Raw genomic sequence first — 18587 nt, forward strand, 5'->3', positions numbered from 1 at the left:
TTTCAAGATTTCAAGATTTCAAGATTTCAAGATTTCTAAGCCCTACGTCACTTTTCTAACCTCTGACTTTGCGTCATTCCGAGGAGCCTAAGCGACATCAGGAATCTCTTCTCTTAATCTGACTTCTTAGTCGAACGAGTTACCCGCAGCACTTCTTGTATTTCTTACCACTGCCACAAATACACGGATCATTACGGCCGATTTTAAAGCTCTCAACGGTTTGATTTAAGCGTGGGTCAATTTCTGGTTGTGTAGTTTGTTCCTGCTCTGGGAAGGTACCATCAATGTAGTACCAAAGACCGTCTTCACGTATAAAGCGAGAGCGTTCTTGCATGCAGTATTGTGCGCCTTCTTCATTGAAGTAAGCTTTAAACTCAACAAAGCCTTCGTCTTGGTGCGAGCCTACCGCAGTATCGATGACTTCTAGTCCTGCCCAATCACTGTTGATAGATTCGGCAATACCTTCTCTTTGCGCTTCTGCGTTGCAGCTAGGGTGGTAAGTCGCAACAACATAGTCAACTAAACCCAACACGTGCGCTGAATAACGAGAGCGCATCAACTGTTCAGGCGTTTCAACAGCACTGTGGTGAAGGTGCGCTGATTCACAGCACTGTTGGTAAGTATTTTTGCTACCGCATGGGCATAAAGACATAGTCAGATCCTGTAAAAATGGCCTCTATTAAGAGGCCATAAGTGAATGCGTGGGAGTTTACCAAGAAACGATCGCTCACCAAAGTTTAGTTTCTGTTGAAGTTATTGAAATTATCAAAGTGTTAGCGCGAAGTTTACTATTTCAAGGCTGGAGACAATAGCTCTTGAGCCCAAGTCGTCGCTTCGTCATAAGCTTGACCAAGTTGAGCTTCACTCAGTTTGAGAAGCTGGCGAATACGAGTCGCTTCTTCCCAACGAGCTTGCTCATACGCAACCACCATCGCCAATACAGCACCTAACACACCTTTACGTTGAATCAAGGCTTGTTTGATCTCGATGTCGATTGGCACTGAATCGAGTACTTGTTTCAATGGTTGGTCAAAGAGTGAGTCCAACAGAGAGAACATACCGGTCAAAAAGGCTTGTCCAGGCTCAACCTTAACATTCATCTTCTCAACCAAGAGTTCACACTGACGTGCGCGTATTACCGCTAAGCCATAAAGTGAGTCCGGCTTATCTTCTTTCGCGGATGCGATCGCCACCAGTGAAACGAACTTACGCAGTTTCTGTTCACCAAGGTAAATAAGCGCTTGGCGGAAAGAACGAATCGTTGTTGGTGAACCGCCAGCAGAGTTTACGTAGGTAAGTAGCTTATACGACATGGTCACATCGAGCGTAATCAAACGCTCTAATTCACCAAAGTCGATAGGGTCGTGCGCAATCTCTTTTAACAGCTGAACGGTCGTCAGGAATGCCGGGTTGAGCGCACGCGTTTGGATCATCTCTGGCTTGCTAAAGAAATAACCTTGAAAGTAGGTGAAGCCTGCTTTTTTCGCTTCTTGGTATTCTTCGTACGTTTCTACTTTCTCAGCAAGGAACTTGATATCTAGCCCTTTGAGAGAGTTCATAAACATCGCTGCTTTGGCAATTGGCGTCAAACGGATATCGAACTTGATAATTGAAACGTAGGGTAAGAAGCGCTTCCAAGCTTTACTTGGCACAAAGTCGTCTAGCGCAATGGTATAACCCGCGTCAAAGATGGTTTTGATTGCTTCAAGTAATTCGTCTGTTGGTTCGCAGTCTTCAAGAACCTCAACAACGAGGCTTTCTTTGGGGAACAGAGTAGGGACTAAGTTGATTAGGCTTGCATATGGGAAGTTCACGAACCCAAGCTTATCACCCAACGTATTATAGTGGGTCGATAAGAAGTGATCGGAAAGCAAACGGCTAGTAGCGAGCTCCGGCTCTACTTCAGGGAAAGTGTTCTTAGGACCATCCCTGAATAGCAACTCGTAACCTATGGTTTTCTTGCCTGTGTCGAGTATTGGTTGACGCGCTACGTATGAATATTTCAACTTGGTACTGTGTTCGGTTTATTTCTGGTAGAGAGATAATAGCTAATTCACTAGAAATTACCATACACTTTCTAAGAAAGTCTGACCGACAATAATAATCAAAGTGAAAGTTTAAGCGTGATGTTAAAAGCTATTGCTAAACGCTCGATTCTGTAGTTCAAAACTTTGCGGCGTGAACACCAGCACTGAGCCTTGCGTATACCAATCGCCAAGTACGATACGGGTTTTAGTGCAATTGTTAGCATTAAATGTATGGATGTCTGGGCGGTGAGTATGGCCGTGGATCATCAGATCGACATTGTTTCGTTCCATCACATCTTCGACTTCTTGCTGTGTCACATCCATGATGTCGAGAGACTTGGTCTGCTTGTCATCTTTGATATCTGATTGAACCTTTGAAACAATTTTCTTCTTGATGAAAAATGGAATTCGGTTGAAGACCCATTGTAACCATGGCTGATGCACTTTTTCGCGAAAGGCGAGGTACTTTACATCTTCAGTACATAGAGTGTCTCCATGCAATACTACCGCTTTTTGCCCGTAGATATCGATCGTAGAAACTTCGTCGAGAAGTTGTACGCCCGTTTGCTTAGCAAATTTTTTGCCGACTAAGAAGTCGCGGTTCCCTTGAGTAAAGTAACAAGGCACGCCTGTTTTCACTAAGTCGATAAACGCTTGGCGGATAGAAGTCGCGAATTCACTCTTATCATCGTCACCAATCCAGAATTCGAAAAGGTCACCTAATACGTAAAGTGCATCCGCTTCTACGGCTTCTTTCTTCATAAAGGTTAAGAAGCAGTCTGTGATGTCTTCTCGTGACGGAGAAAGGTGCAGATCTGATATAAAATATGTTTTCATAGGTCTAAAAAAAGGGAGCGATTCGCTCCCTATATCCTGATTTTATCGGCTCATCAATACTAACCGAAAGCGATGAATTAAGCTTCGATTGTAGTACCAGTGATGATCACTTCTTCTAGAGGTACATCTTGGTGCATACCCATAGAACCAGTGCTAACACCTTTAATCTTGTTTACGATGTCCATGCCTTCAACAACTTCTGCGAATACACAGTAGCCCCAACCGTCTAGGCTTTCGCTACGGAAGTTTAGGAAAGAGTTGTCGTTAACGTTGATGAAGAACTGAGAGCTCGCTGAATGCGGTTCCATAGTACGAGCCATTGCTAGCGTACCAACTTTGTTCGCTAGACCGTTGTTTGCTTCGTTCTTGATCGTTGCACGAGTTGCCTTTTCTTTAAGGCCAGAAGTCATGCCGCCGCCTTGAATCATGAAACCATCGATAACACGGTGGAATAGTGTGTTGTCGTAGAAACCGTCACGGCAATACTGTAGAAAGTTTGCGCTTGTTTCTGGTGCTTTTTCTTCGTTAAGTTGAACTTTGATATCACCAAAATTTGTGTGAAGGATGATCATGATTGTTACCTTACTGTCTTTTTAATATGAAGTTCGAATTCTAGCGCATGTTGGCAGACTTTCAAATCACCAAATCATTAACTTAACTCGGATGTTTGAGGTAATTCCTGCTTTTAGGGATTACCTATTAAGGTATGACTTGTTATACTGCGAGCTTATTTTGATTAATCCATAAAATAGATAGAGATCATGCTGAAGATATATAACACGCTCACAAGACAGAAAGAGGAATTCAAACCAATTACAGCTGGCAAAGTCGGCATGTATGTCTGTGGGGTAACCATATACGATCTCTGTCATATTGGTCATGGTCGTACGTTCGTTTCTTTCGACGTAGTAACTCGTTACCTTCGTTACCTTGGTTACGATTTGAATTTCGTTCGTAACATCACAGATATCGATGACAAAATCATCAAACGCGCTAACGAAAACGGTGAGTCTTGTGACTCTCTGACTGAGCGTTTAATCGGTGAGATGCACGCTGACTTTGATGCATTGAACATGAAGCGTCCAGATGTTGAGCCTCGTGCGACAGAATACATCACTGAAATCATCGAGCTTGTTGAAAAGCTGATTGAACGTGGTTTCGCATACGTTGCAAGCAACGGCGACGTGATGTTTGAAGTAAAGAAATTCGACGAATACGGTAAGCTTTCAAAGCAAGACCTTGATCAGCTTCAAGCGGGTGCTCGCGTTGATGTTGAATCTGCAAAACGCAGCCCACTAGACTTCGTTCTTTGGAAGATGTCTAAGCCAGGTGAACCTACATGGGAATCGCCATGGGGCCCGGGTCGTCCAGGTTGGCACATCGAATGTTCAGCAATGAACTCGTCTATTCTTGGTAACCACTTCGATATCCACGGTGGTGGTTCAGATCTGCAGTTCCCTCACCACGAAAACGAAATCGCACAGTCTTGCTGCGCGCACGGCACTCAGTATGTAAATACTTGGATGCACAGTGGTATGGTGATGGTAGACAAAGAGAAGATGTCTAAGTCACTAGGTAACTTCTTCACTATCCGTGACGTGCTAGCACATTACGATGCTGAAACGGTACGTTACTTCCTAATGTCTGGTCACTACCGTAGCCAGCTAAACTACAGCGAAGATAACCTAAACCAAGCTCGCGCATCACTAGAGCGTCTATACACGTCACTTCGTGGCCTAGACCTTACAGCCGCTCCTGCCGGTGGCGAAGAGTACGTGACTCGATTCTCTACAGCGATGAACGATGATTTCAACACACCTGAAGCTTATTCAGTACTGTTTGAAATGGCTCGTGAAATCAACCGTATCAAGCCTGAAAGCATTGAAAAAGCAAGCGGACTGGGTGCATTGATGCGTGAACTAGCAGACATCATCGGTATTCTTCACCAAGAGCCAGAAGCCTTCCTACAAGGTGATGCGGCAGGTAACGACGACGAAGTGGCTGAAATCGAAGCGTTGATCAAACTGCGTAACGACTCTCGTGCTTCAAAGGATTGGGCAAATGCCGACCTTGCACGTGATAAGCTAAACGAGTTGGGTATTGTTCTGGAAGATGGCCCAGAAGGTACGACTTGGCGTCGTAAGTAAATCTTATAAAAAGGGCTGATTTTCAGCCCTTTTTTCTAGCACGAATTCTCTATTTTCACCTTTTCTATCTTCAACTTTTAATTAACAGGAATATTTCTGTGGCTCAGATGTATTTTTATTACTCGGCAATGAATGCGGGTAAATCAACAACGCTTCTTCAATCTTCATTCAACTACCAAGAACGTGGCATGACGCCAGTGATCTTTACGGCAGCTTTGGACGATCGCTATGGTATCGGTAAAGTGAGCTCACGAATTGGTCTGCAATCTGAAGCTCAGCTGTTTAAAAATGACACCAACATGTTTGATGCGATCAAAAAGCTCAATGAGGAAGAAAAGCGTCATTGTGTTTTGATCGATGAGTGCCAATTTTTATCGAAGGAGCAGGTGTACCAATTAACAGAAGTGGTTGATAAGCTGCACATCCCTGTACTTTGTTACGGCCTACGTACCGATTTCCTGGGTGAACTGTTTGAAGGTAGCCGTTACTTACTGTCTTGGGCAGATAAACTTGTTGAGCTTAAAACAATTTGTCACTGTGGCCGTAAAGCGAACATGGTAATTCGTACCGACGAGCACGGTGTGGCGATTGCTGAGGGCGACCAAGTGGCTATTGGCGGTAACGACAAATACGTTTCTGTTTGCCGTCTGCACTACAAAGAAGCGTTAGGTAAATAAGCAGCTCTATTTGCTAACGCGAAAGAACGAAAAACGGTGACCAAGTGTCACCGTTTTTGTTTATTGGGCCTGTGTTTTGCTTTCTTCCAAGCCGAGATTTTGTTTTATTTCCTGCCGAGCTTTTACTTTGTTCAAAGTCTAACTTTTGCTTATTCGAAACCGAGCTTCTTCAATGCTTGATAGGCGTGGTCAACGTCGTCGGGGATCGGCATCTCAATCTGAAAGCCTTTCTCTGGGTAGGATTTGATTCGCTCGTAATCAGCAATTAATGCGCCTAACACCATATCTAACGGCAACTCTTCGTTAAAGTAATCATCCCAAGTTTGCCATCGCGACGTCACGGTAATCTCGGAAGTTTCGTCAGGCCATTGTTTACTGAAGGTTGCGTAGGTACGTTTCTCCATGAAGGGCTTCTGAACTAAGGTTAGCCTCTTCGGCGATAACCCTTTTTCTGTCAGCAACTCATGAGTGAATCGTACATTTTCCCCAGTATTTGTTGCGTGTTTCTCTATGATAATGTCAGAGTCAGGCACGCCACAATCCCGTGCGATAGAAGCGAATGTTTCTGCTTCTGAGCGTTCAAAGCTTCTTTCGGTAAAGCGCCCCACACCGCCAGAAAAAACGATGTAAGGCGCGATCTGTTGGTGATAAAGCTCGGCTGCATATTCAGCTACGCGAGTATCGTTGCTACACAATACAAAGATACAGTCGGAAGGCGTAACCTTGTGACCCATCGACATAAAGTTCCAAAGGGTGTCGACTGAGCGATGCAGTTTTATGTTGGGATTTTTGTTAGCAATAGATTGTTCAGTCATGAAGTGCGTCCAGTGTGGATTCGAATTTAAATGAATAACCTAAGTCGAGAATCTTCTTCGAAGAGATTAACTTGTCTGGGGTATCAACAACAGCGGGCAGAGGCTCACTGCTGTTGGCGCTTTTCAGTGCCGCGGCATAAAACTCCGCCTTACTGACTGTATTTGGTGTGGTCACGTTAACTATTTCATTGTGCAGTTGACTGATAGCGAAATCGACAGCACCAATTGCATCATCAAGGTGCAGCATGTTGGCTGGAGCTTGAGTGCTGACTTGTTTTAACTTGCTTGCGAAGCGTGATGGGTGACGGCTTGGGCCGATTAAGCCACTAAAGCGAAGAATGGTGTAGTCGATACCGGAATCAATCACTGACTGTTCAGCTTGCAGCATGATTCGTGCGTTATCGGAAAATAAAGACGCGTGCTCGTTATCTGAGGTCGAAAGGGGGAGTGATGCATCCAGCTCGTTCAGCACACCCGGCTTAGTTGGGTATACCGTAGTTGAACTAACCATAATGAGCTTTTTAATGTTGGCCTTTTGGCATGCATTGGTGAGTTGCTGCCAGTAGTCGGCATACTCTTGTCCTGCTCCTTTTCTAAAGCCAGGAGGGAAGCTGCCAATCACAATTTCAGTGTTGTTTTCGAGTAACAATGAATAGAGTCGCCCGATAGTCTGTTGTGGATCGGATGAATCAAAGCTAAACACTTCACATGGAATTTGTTCGCTACCAATGGCATCTGCTCCCGCTTGGGTCGTTTTCGTGACCACTACTCGGTTACCATGTTTTTCTAAATGTTCAGATAAAGGTGCACCTACCCATCCTGCACCGACAATAAATATAGAAGCCATGTGTTCCTCACAACTGCAAATGACGAATTTACAATAAGCCTAACAAAGCTTTGCCCAAAAATGAAAAAACTCCACGGCCGAAGCAAGTGGAGTTTTTACTAGAACAATGGAGCTTTAGTTTAGTACGCGAAGAAGCTTGTCTGCGCGCTCTGCCATCTCGATACCTTCATCTGTTAGGTAACCGCCGTCTGGCTGAGTACAAAGGTTTTTTTCGAATAGGCGCTTAACAGCGTCTTGAGTTTCTTGAGCAGCCTCTTGATGGACTTTAATTCCAGTAGCTGCACTACTTACATCAAATTGAAGAAGGAGGTTTAAATCAGCAATATGTTCAGCGTTGTACTTCATAATTAACCTATATATTCATAACGTTCTCTACCTTCACCTTAGTGCGCATTCTCGGCTCAGGCAATAGCAAATAAAGAGAATTGATAAGTGATACCAAATTGATTGATTAATCATCGAGTGATGAGTTTATTTTGGTTATATTGGGTGATTTGCACCCACTTAAATCATCAGTGATGTTTATTGCTAAGTGGTTGTAATATATTGTGACTAGAAATAATTTGCATTGAGCGAATATTGTATAAAAAGGATATGCATAAGTGAGAGCGAACAAAGTAGCATTAACGATCAGTATGCTATTTGCTATCTCAGGTTGTCAAAGTACACCCTCAGAGCAGACAGACGCGAACCAAACCACAAACAACAATAATGAATCGACAATAGAGGTCCGTTCATTTCAGTCTGTCCAAAGCGTTTACTCCGAATGGGAAGTTAAGCTTGAAGACCATGCTCAATTGTCTCTCTATGCACCAGAGAATTACAATGAACTATTAGACGCATGGGATGATGCTGAAAGCATTTATGCGGACTTACTTAAAGACGAAACTCGGATAACCAAGAGTTACTCCATTTTTTCGAGCCTAACTTACGCTGAAGCCTTCGATGAAAAAATCGCTTTGATCAAATCAAACTATGACTCGATCTTAGTGTTAAAGAAGAAGGCTGATCGAGTACTCGCGGATTCGATTGTCCAAATGGATTACCTGAAGTTTCTTGGCGCAGATACCATGTTTACCTCGAGCTACAAACGTTTGTATTCAGAATACAGCGAGTTGTTCGAGTATGTGCTGGTCGATGAGCTTGAAGACGCTCAAGAAGCGCAGGTGGAATTTCTTAACAATGCTCGCTTACTAGAAGTTAAAGTGGCGCATAAGAAATACATCGAACCTTTGAAGAACGAATTAGAGTTCTTGGAAGATGAAGATTTCGATGACGTTGTTCCACTGACGTTTGCTAAAGCGGCATCTCAAATTGCTTTGGCAGAAAGCCAAGTGAAAGCCAGTCCCCGTGAAAAGTCTATCATTGAAGACGCAGTTCACGCTGCGGAGTTCGAATTAAACCACGTACGCAGTGTTGCTCATGAAGTCAAAGTGCTGGCGAGCGTAAAAGGCGACCAGTTCGAACAGTCGGTTTTGAATGCAGAGAACCAGTTATTGAGCATTTCACGAGTGGTTAATGATGAAGATCACCGTGATGTTGTATTGCGTCTTCAGTCTCAAAAAATTGTAGCGAGTGTTAAAGCGCTGAAAGGCTCAGACATGACGGCGTCATTAAAGTCAGAGATTAAAACTTTGACTGAGCAATTAGCTAAGCTGGAGTCTGAAAACCAGAAGCAAGCGCAGCAACTGTCTGAAGCAACCAAGCACAGTGAGTTGCTCGGTGAGCAGATTACCAAGAGTGATGCTCACATTAAAAGCTTAGAAGAGTTAGTGGATAGTTTGAAAAGCTTAGGTGGCAAAGTGGCCAACGAAAGTGACTCTGATGTGATGTCGCCAGCTGTTGAATCTACTCTAGAGGATTCAACCCTAGAACAATCATCAGAAGAAGTGATTGAACCTTCGGTTTAGCATCACTAATTTCTTTATTTGTGATTGAGTTAAAAGCGCCTTAGGGCGCTTTTTTACGTTCTGTTGATCTATGTCAAAATCTAGAAATAAAAGCGCTCTGTGAGCCATTTTAGTGTACGTTATTCTTTGATTTTTAACGTAACTTGTTGATATTTATAGATGTGTTATTTTCTATGCTGATAACTAATCATTCAGCAGAGTTTTCTTTTTACTACTAAAGTCGTATGAATTTGGAATAACTCGGACTATTTGCTTTCAACAAGGCTGTGAGAGCTATTTTGTGCCTAAAATAGCTCTTGAATTCAGAAATGAAAGAGAGGATTATCGCGCTCCCGACGACATGTTTCAAAATGTAAATCATCATGAATCTAAACCAATTTGACTCATTATTACCGCCACAAATGGCTGAGCGCGCTGCAGATATTGGCGTAGGTAAAGCAACCAAAGATCCAATCAAATCTTTTCTCCTAGCGATTTCCGCTGGCATACACATCGGTATTGCGTTTGTGTTCTACACCATCGTAACGACTGGTGCTGGTGATTTGCCTTGGGGTATTACTCGCCTATTAGGTGGCCTTGCATTTAGCTTGGGCTTAATTCTCGTTGTTGTTACCGGTGGTGAGCTATTTACCAGTTCGGTGCTGACTCTGGTTGCTCGTGCAAGTGGCAAGATTAGTTGGCGCACGCTCGTTAAGAACTGGGCTACAGTTTATGTAGGTAACTTGATTGGCGCATTGCTGCTGGTGGCTTGTATGTTACTGACCAAACAGTACATGTTCGACCACGGTCAAGTGGGTTTGAATGCAATGGCGATCTCCCAACATAAGATGCACCACGATTTTATCCAAGCTATCGCGCTCGGCATCATGTGTAATGTATTGGTTTGTATCGCGGTATGGATGACGTTTAGTGGACGCACACTGACTGACAAAATTGCGGTAATGATTTTGCCTGTTGCGATGTTCGTATCGGCTGGTTTTGAGCACTGTATTGCAAATATGTTCCAAGTGCCTTTAGCTATCGGCATCAAAACATTTGCTCCAGCTGAATTTTGGACAATGACGGGCGCTAATCCTGCGGACTATGTTGATCTGAACATGGCGGACTTTTTGATGAACAACTTGCTGCCCGTTACCATCGGTAACATCATTGGCGGTGGTATCTTTGTTGGTATGTGGTATTGGCTAATCTATTTACGTGACTAATTCAGTTTACGAGATTAGTTGAAGCTCAGTGACAATACTGAACTGACTTATGACATTTACCAGAAGACGGTCTGCATTGCAGGCCGTTTTTTATTTGTGGAAAACCTACTCACTCATTTCTCAAATTGTCATGTGAACGCTCAATAGTATTAATCAACGTATGTGTATATGTCTTTGAAAACACCGAAGGATCAACGGTAATGATCGTTCTTTGGATGGAAATGGACAAAAAAAGATCTATATTGATTTGGTTATCCACAATTTCTGTGGATAACCTGTCTCAAATTCAGTGAGTAACCAGGCCTCAAGGGAGTGGGGAGGTTATTTCGAAGGCTGTATTTTAGCGAGAACTCGTCCTTCTTTCGTCAAGCAATTCTTCAATGAAAGGTGAAGAGCAAGTGCCAAAGAGCAACTCATCATCACGAAAATAGCCAGCATGATCATCAGTTGATACTTAATCGCGATCATCGGTGACGCCCCACCAAGAATTTGTCCTGTCATCATTCCTGGTAGTGTCACTAAGCCTGTCGTAGCCATAGAAGCCATAATCGGAGACATCGCTTTCTGTATTGCATTACGTACAAAAGGCGAAGCTGCATAGCTTGGTGAGGCTCCTAACGCGATTGCCGCTTCATATTCTGATTTCTGCGTTTCAAAAGCACCAAACAGGTTCTGCAATGCCACTATATTACTGCTTAAGCTATTACCCAATAACATCCCTGCGATCGGGATAAGGTATTGCGCGTTAAAAACCGGTGTTGGTTTAATGATGAAAAAGCAGATGAACAAGACAATAGGTACACAAGTTACCGCAAGGCTAACGGCGACAGGAGCCAAAAGTAGGTTTCTTGGCAGTCTAGATTTTTCAACAATCGAGCTTGCACCGACGATAATCATAGTAAATAACCACAGCAAATTGACCCACAAACTATTCAAAGTGAACAAGTATTCTAGGTAAAGTCCCACCAGAAATAGCTGAATAACCATACGAATGATGCTGATAGAAGCCTCTTTGCCAAGGCCGAGTTTTAACTTGTGGTTGATGGTAATGGGTAGCAAGAGAAGTGAGCTGAAGAACAATAACTGCCACCAAGATATATCAATAACGTCTTGCATAATGTTTCCTTTTAAGTAGGTCCCCATCATATCTGAAAGTGCCAAATGATGCATTTCAGCTTCTCAGCCGTTGCTTTAAAAAATACTCAATAATTTAACAATCAAACCACAAAATATTGGTTTTTTGAGGCATTTTTGGCTACTACTTAGTAGGTAAAACGTTAAAATTGGTTACAATACGGTTGCGCAGGTGTTGGAATTTAACATTTGTGAAATATACTTAATTCTTCACATTTGTTAATACTTTTTAATAACTTTGTTTAACTAAAAACAACTTTGGATGAGCTCAAAAAAGTATTGATTAGCAAGGGTTATAACGGGAGATTTGATTGAACCCTACTTTGAGTATGGTCTAAAATTTGTCGTTAGATACTTAAGAACTTTAGCCCCATAGAATGGGTTACTCGAAATTACTAAATACAAAATAGGCAAAATGTATGAGTGATGTTAATAAAATTGAAACTAGCGAAAAACATTCGCTGGAGTGGAAGTCTTTCCTCTTCATCGCGGTGGTTCTCTTCCCAATATTAAGTGTGGCTTTTGTAGGCGGTTACGGCTTCCTAGTTTGGGCACTGCAAGTGTTTGTATTCGGACCTCCAGGTGCTCACGGCGGCATGTAATGCCCTCTAAGTAACAACATTTTTTAAAATCAATATTTAAGAGAGCTAAACATGAAATCATTTTTAGTTAAATTATGGCGCACAATGACTCGCCCAGCAGTACACATCAGTCTTGGTGTACTAACTATGGGTGGCTTTATCGCCGGTGTTATTTTCTGGGGCGGTTTTAACACAGCTCTAGAGCACACAAATACAGAAGAATTCTGTGTAAGCTGTCACACCATGCGTGACAACGTATACGTAGAACTACAAGAAACGGTTCACTGGAAAAACACTTCTGGTGTACGTGCTACTTGTCCTGACTGTCACGTTCCACATGAATGGACAGCAAAAATCGCTCGTAAGATGCAAGCTTCTAAAGAAGTATTCGCTCAAGTATTTGGTGACCTAGATACGCCTGAGAAATTCGAAGCTCGTCGTATCGAACTGGCTAAACACGAATGGGATCGCTTCTCTTCGAACAAATCTCTAGAGTGTAAAAACTGCCACAACTACGATTCAATGGATTTCGAAAACATGCGCCCAACAGCGCGTATCCAGATGAAGAACGCGGCAGAGCGTGATCAAAGCTGTGTTGACTGTCACAAAGGTATTGCTCACAACCTTCCATTAGATATGGCATCAGCGAGCGGTATTGTTGGCGAGCTAGAAAACGTAGCAAGCAGCACATCTTACGCAAATGGTTCAGACGTGATCTCTATTCGTCACCTACCAATGTACACAGATGAAACAGCTGAAGTTGAAGCGGGTCTATTAAGCCCTGCAAGTAAAGTTGCGGTTATCGACGAAAAAGGCGACATGATCAAGATTCAAATCGACGGTTGGCGTAAAGCGAAAGGCTTCGGACGTGTAATCCAAGAAGACTTCGGTATGAACATCTCAACTGCAATCTTGACGAAAGAAGTATCTCAAAGTGACGTTATCACTGTTGGTGAGAAGAAAGAAGATGAGCTTACTGGCCTTCCATGGGAAGAAGTTAACCTAGCACTTTGGATGAAGAAAGAGTCTATGGTTGATAACTTCGATCCAATCTGGAACGCAGCGGGTCAAGCGTACCAATCTAACTGTTCAACGTGTCACTCACAGCCAGATGAAGCTCACTTCAGCGCTAACGGTTGGGTAGGCATGCTAGATGGTATGATTGCATTCGTTAACTTCGATACAGATACAGAAGCACTGGTTCTTAAGTATCTACAGAAGCACTCATCAGATTTTTCTGAAGGCCATCACTAATAAGACGTCAATTGGAGTAACACAATGGCAATTACAAGAAGAAGTTTTCTGAAAGGTGTCGCTACTACAAGTGCGGCATCGGTTATCGGTCCAAGCTTATTGGCGTCGGCATCAGCGTCTGCAGCAGAAACAGACGGTGCGTGGAAAGTCTCTGGTTCTCACTGGGGTGCATTCCGAGCTCGTGTTTATGCGGGTAAAGTACAAGAAATTAAACCTCTAGAAATCGATCAACACCCAACTGAGATGTTGAAAGGTATTAAAGGTATTATCTACAGCCCATCACGTGTGCGTTACCCAATGGTTCGCCTAGATTGGTTGAAGAAGCATAAATACAGCGCAGACACGCGTGGTAACAACCGTTTTATTCGTGTGACTTGGGATGAGGCACTAGACCTTGTTTACCGCGAGCTAGAGCGCGTACAGAAAGATTACGGTCCATGGGCGCTTCACACAGGTCAAACTGGTTGGAGACAAACGGGTCAGTTCCACAGCTGTACTAACCACATGCAACGTGCAATGGCACTTCACGGTTACTCTGTGAAGAAAATCGGTGACTACTCAACAGGTGCTGGTCAAACGATCATGCCTTACGTGTTAGGTTCTACTGAAGTTTACGCACAAGGTACATCTTGGGAACTTATCTTAGAAAACAGTGACAACATTGTTCTTTGGGGTAACGATCCAGTTAAAAACCTGCAAGTAGGTTGGACATGTGAGACTCACGAGTCGTTCGCATACCTAGAACAGCTGAAAGAAAAAGTTGCTAAGAAAGAGATCAACGTTGTTTCTGTTGACCCTGTTAAAAACAAAACAGGTCGTTACCTAGAAAACGAGCAAATGTACATCAACCCACAAACTGATGTGGCGTTCATGCTTGGTGTTGCTCACGTGCTTTACAACGAAGGCCTATACGACAAGAAGTTCATCGAAACTTACTGTCTAGGTTTTGAAGATTTCATCAAGTACGTTCAAGGTGAAACGAAAGACAGAGTTGAGAAGACGCCAGAATGGGCTTCTGCTATCTGTGGCGCAAGCGCGGACTCTATTCGTGACTTCGCTAAGATGCTGGTTAACGGTCGTACACAGATTCTTGTTGGTTGGAGTATCCAACGTCAAGAGCACGGTGAACAGCCTTACTGGATGTGTGCAGTTATCGCAGCAATGGTTGGCCAAATTGGTCTTCCGGGCGGTGGTATCTCTTACGGTCACCACTACTCTGGTATCGGTGTATCTTCAACTGGCTTCGCTGCTCCGGGTTCATTCCCGCTGAACATCGACCAAGGTCAATCGCCTAAGCACACTAACACTGATTACAACGGTTACAGCCGCGTAATCCCTGTTGCTCGTTGGGTTGATAGCCTGTTAGAGCCAGGTAAGAAGATCAAAGCAAACGGCGCAACAGTGACACTGCCTGACATCAAGATGATGGTATTCAGTGGTAACAACCCGTGGCACCACCACCAAGATCGCAACAAGATGCGTAAAGCATTCAAGAGCCTACAAACTGTAGTGGCTGTTGATTTCGCTTGGACTGCAACTTGTCGTCACTCTGATATTGTTCTTCCAGCTTGTACTCAGTGGGAACGTAACGATATCGATGGTTACGGCGCGTACTCTGGCCGTGGTTTGATCGCAATGCACAAGCTAGTGGATCCTCTGTTCCAGTCTAAGACTGACTTCGAGATCATGTCTAGCCTAACTAAGCGTTGGGGTCGTTACGACGATTACACGCGTGGTATGGACGAAATGCAGTGGGTTAAATCTCTGTACGACGAATGTCGCGCATCAAACGAAGGTAGCTTCGAAATGCCTGAGTTTGATGAGTTCTGGGAGAAAGGTTTCCTAGACTTCGGCAAAGGTAAGCCATGGACTCGTCACGCTTCATTCCGTGAAGATCCAGAGATCAACGCACTAGGCACGCCTTCTGGTTTCATCGAAATCACAAGCCGTACTGTTGGCAACATGGGTTACGAGCACTGTCAAGAACACCCAATGTGGTTCGAGAAATCTGAACGTTCACACGGTGGTCCAGGCTCTGACAAGCACCCGTACTGGCTACAATCTTGTCACCCAGACAAGCGTCTTCACTCTCAGATGTGTGAATCTGAAGAGTGGCGTGCGACTTACGCGGTACAAGGCCGTGAGCCAATCTACATCAACCCAGTAGATGCTAAGAAGAAAGGCATCAAAGATGGCGATGTAGTACGTGTGTTTAACGACCGTGGTCAACTACTAGCAGGTGCTGTTCTAATGGATAGCTACGCTCCTGGTGTTGTTCGTATCGAAGAAGGTGCTTGGTACGGTCCGATCAACGAGAAAGTGGGCGCGCTAGATACATACGGCGATCCAAACACACTGACTCAAGATATCGGTACGTCTGAACTTGCTCAAGCAACGTCAGCAAACACATGTTTGGTTGATTTCGAGAAGTTCCAAGGCAAACTGCCTCCAGTAACTTCATTCGGTGGTCCAATCGAAGTTTCTTAAGTCTTGTCTTAAGAACCAAGATTAAAGCTTGAATTAAAGCCCCTGTAAGCACTCTTACAGGGGCTTTTTGTATTTTAGATGTCTGTGTTAGTGTTTCTAAATAAGCATTGTAACAGGGCTAATAGAGGGTGTTTTGAGCAGGCTGTAACGCGCTGTTTGAGAGAGGTGGTAGAAGCAGTGAAGCAGGAAGGGAATGTAAAAAGAACCTGTGGAAAGACTTAAGCAGACGGAAACAAAAAGGCCGATACAAAGTACCGACCTTACAGAAGCCTATGTAGTTAACTCTGATCAAGTTAGATCTCAAACATAAACCAATAGCCATAAGCACAGATTAAAGCGGGCACACTTGAATACAAGGTTGCGACCAGTGCTGCTTTCGGTGCCATCGCAATCGCAGGGAATAGCGCATCTCCATCATTTGAAATTGCATTACCTACCTGAGCAGAAAGTGGAAGCGCACCTGAAAGGTAAAGGCTAGTCACCAATAATTGTGGTCCACAGCCCGGTAGCAAGCCCATCAGGACCCCTGCCAGGGGGAGCATAATGCCCCAGCTTGAGAATAGCGTCGCAAAATCCACATTTGCTAGCACAGAGCCAAATTCGAAGAAGAGAAAGGCAACCACAACCCACGCTGTGACAAAGTTGGTGTCTTGAGCGGTTTTTTGCAGTGGATGAGAGCCTAAACATTTCTCATCTTCACTCACGGCTGATTTGTAATCCTCAATTTCACGGGTTAGCCCCCACAGAAACATCGAGCTGATCAGCAAAACTGTCCCCGCCCATTCCATCGACATTTCAGGCAAAGCGAGCAGCTCGTTCACATCGACTTGAAAAGAGCCAAGTAGGGCAACGGCAGCACCCGGAATAATCAGTACAGACCACAGGTAACCTTGCAGGTTTATCGCTTTTTTAGAGACCGATTCTTTGTCTTGAGATTGAGAAGCACAGCTGCTCACCACTTCATTTTTCTCTGCTTTTTTTGGGCGTAAGAAGTCGTCTGCGTGAAACAAGTTAATGATTCGGCCTGACGCAGTACCCACGATCACGCCCATCGCCATCATGGCTAAACCTGTCTTAGGCTCGCTCGCTATGAGCAGGAACGCCGCGTCACCCATGGTTGAGACGAGCACCGCAACTACCGCACCAAATCCGAGTTTTCCCGAGATAAATTGTGTGGTTACCACTATCGCACCGCCACAGCCGGGCAACGCGCCCATGAGAGCCGCGAATACCACTTGGTTTGAACGAGATTGATGGACGAGCTTATTGAAGACGTTATCTTTGTTTATGTACAGACTTAACCAGTGGTAAATAGCCAAGGTTAAAGCAACATAACAAGACACTGCCCAAAACGCGTCTGACAAAGTAGTCACCGTCAGCTCTCGTGTAGCTGGGGCTGCAACCAAAGCTGCAAGTGAGACAGGCAAAAGCAGGCGCTTAAATGACAGTGAAAACTGAGTTGTTTTCGCAGCACTACTGCTTGGCAAAAAAGAGATTAGTCGATCCATAGGTGTTACTCAAAATTAGTGGCTTAAGATAAATATATACGAATGATAATAATTATCAATTGCATTTGTTGTTTTTTTATCTATTGTTACTATTGGCTAAACCCACGAAACATGACCAATCTAAAAAAATGAGGTAAAGTATGGCTAATAAAGAGAGGCTCTAAAGGTAGAGTCATAATTGTTAGTGTAATAGGAAGAAACATGATTTTAGTTGTTGGTCACAAAAACCCTGATAGTGACAGTATTTGTAGTGCGTTAGTTGCAACTGAGCTTCTTAAGGCTCGTGGCGAGGAAGCGACACCAATTCGCCAAGGCGAGATCAACCGCGAAACTCAACACATTCTAGAAGTCGCTGGTGCTGAAAAGCCAGAGCTTCGTACTTCTGTTGCTGGTGAGAAAATCTGGCTAGTAGACTACTCAGATCTAGCACAAGCACCAGATGATGTTGCTGATGCAGAGATCGTAGGTATTGTTGATCACCACCGTCTAGGCGACGTGATGACAGTAAACCCAATGGAAGCTTGGATCTGGCCTGTTGGTTGTACAAACACTGTACTTTTCAACATGTTCAAGATTGAAGGTCACGCAATCTCTCAACAAATCGCTAAACTAATGATGTCTGCAATTCTTTCAGACACAGTTGGTTTCGCTTCTCCAACATGTACTCAAAAAGACAAAGACGCGGTTGCTGAGCTTGCTGAAATTGCTGGCGTAACTGACGTTGATGCATTCATCAAAGCGCTTCTAATCGCAAAAACAAACATCGAAGGCCTATCTGCTGCACAGCTAGTAGAAAAAGACCTTAAAGGCTACCCATTCAACGGTCGTGATGTTGTTGTTGGTCAAGTTGAACTTGCGACTCTTGAGCAAGTAGACGGCATGATCGAAGCGCTAGAAGCTGATCTTGAAGAGCGTTGTGAGAAAGACGGTCTAGCGTTCGCTGCGGTAATGCTAACAGATATCACTACTGCTCAAACTCGTCTTCTATACAAAGGTGAGTGGGCTGAGAAATTGGTTAAGCACGAGAAAGGCGGCGTATTAATGATGGAAAATACACTAAGCCGTAAGAAGCAAGGCTGGCCTTGGCTACAAGGTGAGCTTGTTTAATCAAGTCGCTTAATATTAAACGCCTGCTTATTTAGCAGGCGTTTTTCTTTG

17 protein-coding genes are annotated in these 18587 nt (G+C 43.9%); 8 read left to right on the forward strand and 9 right to left on the reverse strand.

The features are described 5' to 3' along the window. Window positions 1-139 precede the first annotated feature (139 nt). The 4 genes from AB4209_RS05510 to AB4209_RS05525 all read right to left on the reverse strand — a co-directional run bounded on the left by AB4209_RS05510 (window position 140) and on the right by AB4209_RS05525 (window position 3436). Window positions 140-652 carry a YchJ family protein gene (locus AB4209_RS05510; RefSeq protein WP_017060272.1) on the reverse strand — a complete coding sequence of 171 codons (513 nt, stop codon included), beginning with the start codon at window positions 650-652 and terminating at the stop codon, window positions 140-142. Window positions 653-788: 136 nt separating this feature from the next. After that, a complete protein-coding gene (locus AB4209_RS05515; protein ID WP_372055091.1) occupies window positions 789-2006 on the reverse strand; it encodes an EAL and HDOD domain-containing protein in 1218 nt (405 codons plus the stop codon). Between the two features lie 123 nt (window positions 2007-2129). Next, window positions 2130-2864 carry a UDP-2,3-diacylglucosamine diphosphatase gene (gene lpxH / locus AB4209_RS05520; protein ID WP_017060274.1) on the reverse strand — a complete coding sequence of 245 codons (735 nt, stop codon included), beginning with the start codon at window positions 2862-2864 and terminating at the stop codon, window positions 2130-2132. A gap of 77 nt (window positions 2865-2941) precedes the next feature. Next, window positions 2942-3436: a peptidylprolyl isomerase gene (locus AB4209_RS05525; protein ID WP_017060275.1), complete on the reverse strand. Its 495-nt coding sequence runs from the start codon at window positions 3434-3436 to the stop codon at window positions 2942-2944. A 189-nt stretch (window positions 3437-3625) separates the two neighbouring features. Here AB4209_RS05525 and cysS point away from each other — a divergent pair, with 189 nt between their 5' ends. Beyond that, entirely contained in the window at window positions 3626-5011 is a 1386-nt protein-coding gene (gene cysS / locus AB4209_RS05530) for a cysteine--tRNA ligase (protein WP_017060276.1), read from the forward strand. 98 nt (window positions 5012-5109) lie between these two features. Further along, complete coding sequence (locus AB4209_RS05535) at window positions 5110-5688, forward strand: thymidine kinase (RefSeq protein ID WP_017060277.1); 579 nt, start codon at window positions 5110-5112, stop codon at window positions 5686-5688. 149 nt (window positions 5689-5837) lie between these two features. On the opposite strand, the gene AB4209_RS05540 is transcribed toward AB4209_RS05535, so the two are convergent. The 3 genes from AB4209_RS05540 to AB4209_RS05550 all read right to left on the reverse strand — a co-directional run bounded on the left by AB4209_RS05540 (window position 5838) and on the right by AB4209_RS05550 (window position 7695). Beyond that, a complete protein-coding gene (locus AB4209_RS05540; RefSeq protein WP_032545711.1) occupies window positions 5838-6503 on the reverse strand; it encodes a YdcF family protein in 666 nt (221 codons plus the stop codon). Continuing rightward, a complete protein-coding gene (locus tag AB4209_RS05545; RefSeq protein ID WP_017060279.1) occupies window positions 6496-7350 on the reverse strand; it encodes an NAD(P)H-binding protein in 855 nt (284 codons plus the stop codon). The genes AB4209_RS05540 and AB4209_RS05545 overlap by 8 nt, the downstream gene beginning before the upstream one ends. A 114-nt stretch (window positions 7351-7464) precedes the next feature. Continuing rightward, window positions 7465-7695 (reverse strand): TIGR02647 family protein, encoded by a 231-nt coding sequence (locus tag AB4209_RS05550; protein ID WP_017060280.1) that lies wholly within the window; start codon window positions 7693-7695, stop codon window positions 7465-7467. 257 nt (window positions 7696-7952) lie between these two features. Here AB4209_RS05550 and AB4209_RS05555 point away from each other — a divergent pair, with 257 nt between their 5' ends. Both AB4209_RS05555 and focA read left to right on the forward strand, forming a co-directional pair. Further along, window positions 7953-9260 carry an ATPase gene (locus tag AB4209_RS05555; RefSeq protein WP_017065323.1) on the forward strand — a complete coding sequence of 436 codons (1308 nt, stop codon included), beginning with the start codon at window positions 7953-7955 and terminating at the stop codon, window positions 9258-9260. Between the two features lie 362 nt (window positions 9261-9622). Continuing rightward, window positions 9623-10465: a formate transporter FocA gene (gene focA, locus AB4209_RS05560; RefSeq protein ID WP_017060282.1), complete on the forward strand. Its 843-nt coding sequence runs from the start codon at window positions 9623-9625 to the stop codon at window positions 10463-10465. Between the two features lie 321 nt (window positions 10466-10786). On the opposite strand, the gene AB4209_RS05565 is transcribed toward focA, so the two are convergent. Continuing rightward, entirely contained in the window at window positions 10787-11581 is a 795-nt protein-coding gene (locus AB4209_RS05565) for an ABC transporter permease (RefSeq protein ID WP_372055093.1), read from the reverse strand. Window positions 11582-12018: 437 nt separating this feature from the next. Between AB4209_RS05565 and torE the strand changes: the two genes are divergently transcribed. The 3 genes from torE to torA are packed head-to-tail and all read left to right on the forward strand — an operon-like array spanning window position 12019 to window position 15921. Next, window positions 12019-12201, forward strand: a complete 183-nt coding sequence (torE, locus tag AB4209_RS05570) for a trimethylamine N-oxide reductase system protein TorE (protein WP_017060298.1) — start codon at window positions 12019-12021, stop codon at window positions 12199-12201. A 51-nt stretch (window positions 12202-12252) separates the two neighbouring features. Next, complete coding sequence (gene torC, locus AB4209_RS05575; RefSeq protein WP_017060299.1) at window positions 12253-13434, forward strand: pentaheme c-type cytochrome TorC; 1182 nt, start codon at window positions 12253-12255, stop codon at window positions 13432-13434. A gap of 24 nt (window positions 13435-13458) precedes the next feature. After that, window positions 13459-15921 (forward strand): trimethylamine-N-oxide reductase TorA, encoded by a 2463-nt coding sequence (gene torA, locus AB4209_RS05580; RefSeq protein ID WP_372055095.1) that lies wholly within the window; start codon window positions 13459-13461, stop codon window positions 15919-15921. 293 nt (window positions 15922-16214) lie between these two features. Here torA and AB4209_RS05585 read toward each other — a convergent pair whose 3' ends face one another. After that, window positions 16215-17429: a putative manganese transporter gene (locus tag AB4209_RS05585; RefSeq protein ID WP_372055097.1), complete on the reverse strand. Its 1215-nt coding sequence runs from the start codon at window positions 17427-17429 to the stop codon at window positions 16215-16217. 201 nt (window positions 17430-17630) lie between these two features. Between AB4209_RS05585 and AB4209_RS05590 the strand changes: the two genes are divergently transcribed. Further along, on the forward strand, window positions 17631-18536 hold the full coding sequence (locus AB4209_RS05590; RefSeq protein ID WP_017065328.1) for a manganese-dependent inorganic pyrophosphatase: 906 nt from the start codon (window positions 17631-17633) through the stop codon (window positions 18534-18536). Window positions 18537-18587: the final 51 nt, after the last annotated feature.

The sequence above is a fragment of the Vibrio sp. 10N.286.48.C11 genome (assembly GCF_041469805.1).
In the GTDB taxonomy this organism is placed as follows: Bacteria; Pseudomonadota; Gammaproteobacteria; order Enterobacterales; family Vibrionaceae; genus Vibrio; species Vibrio crassostreae_C.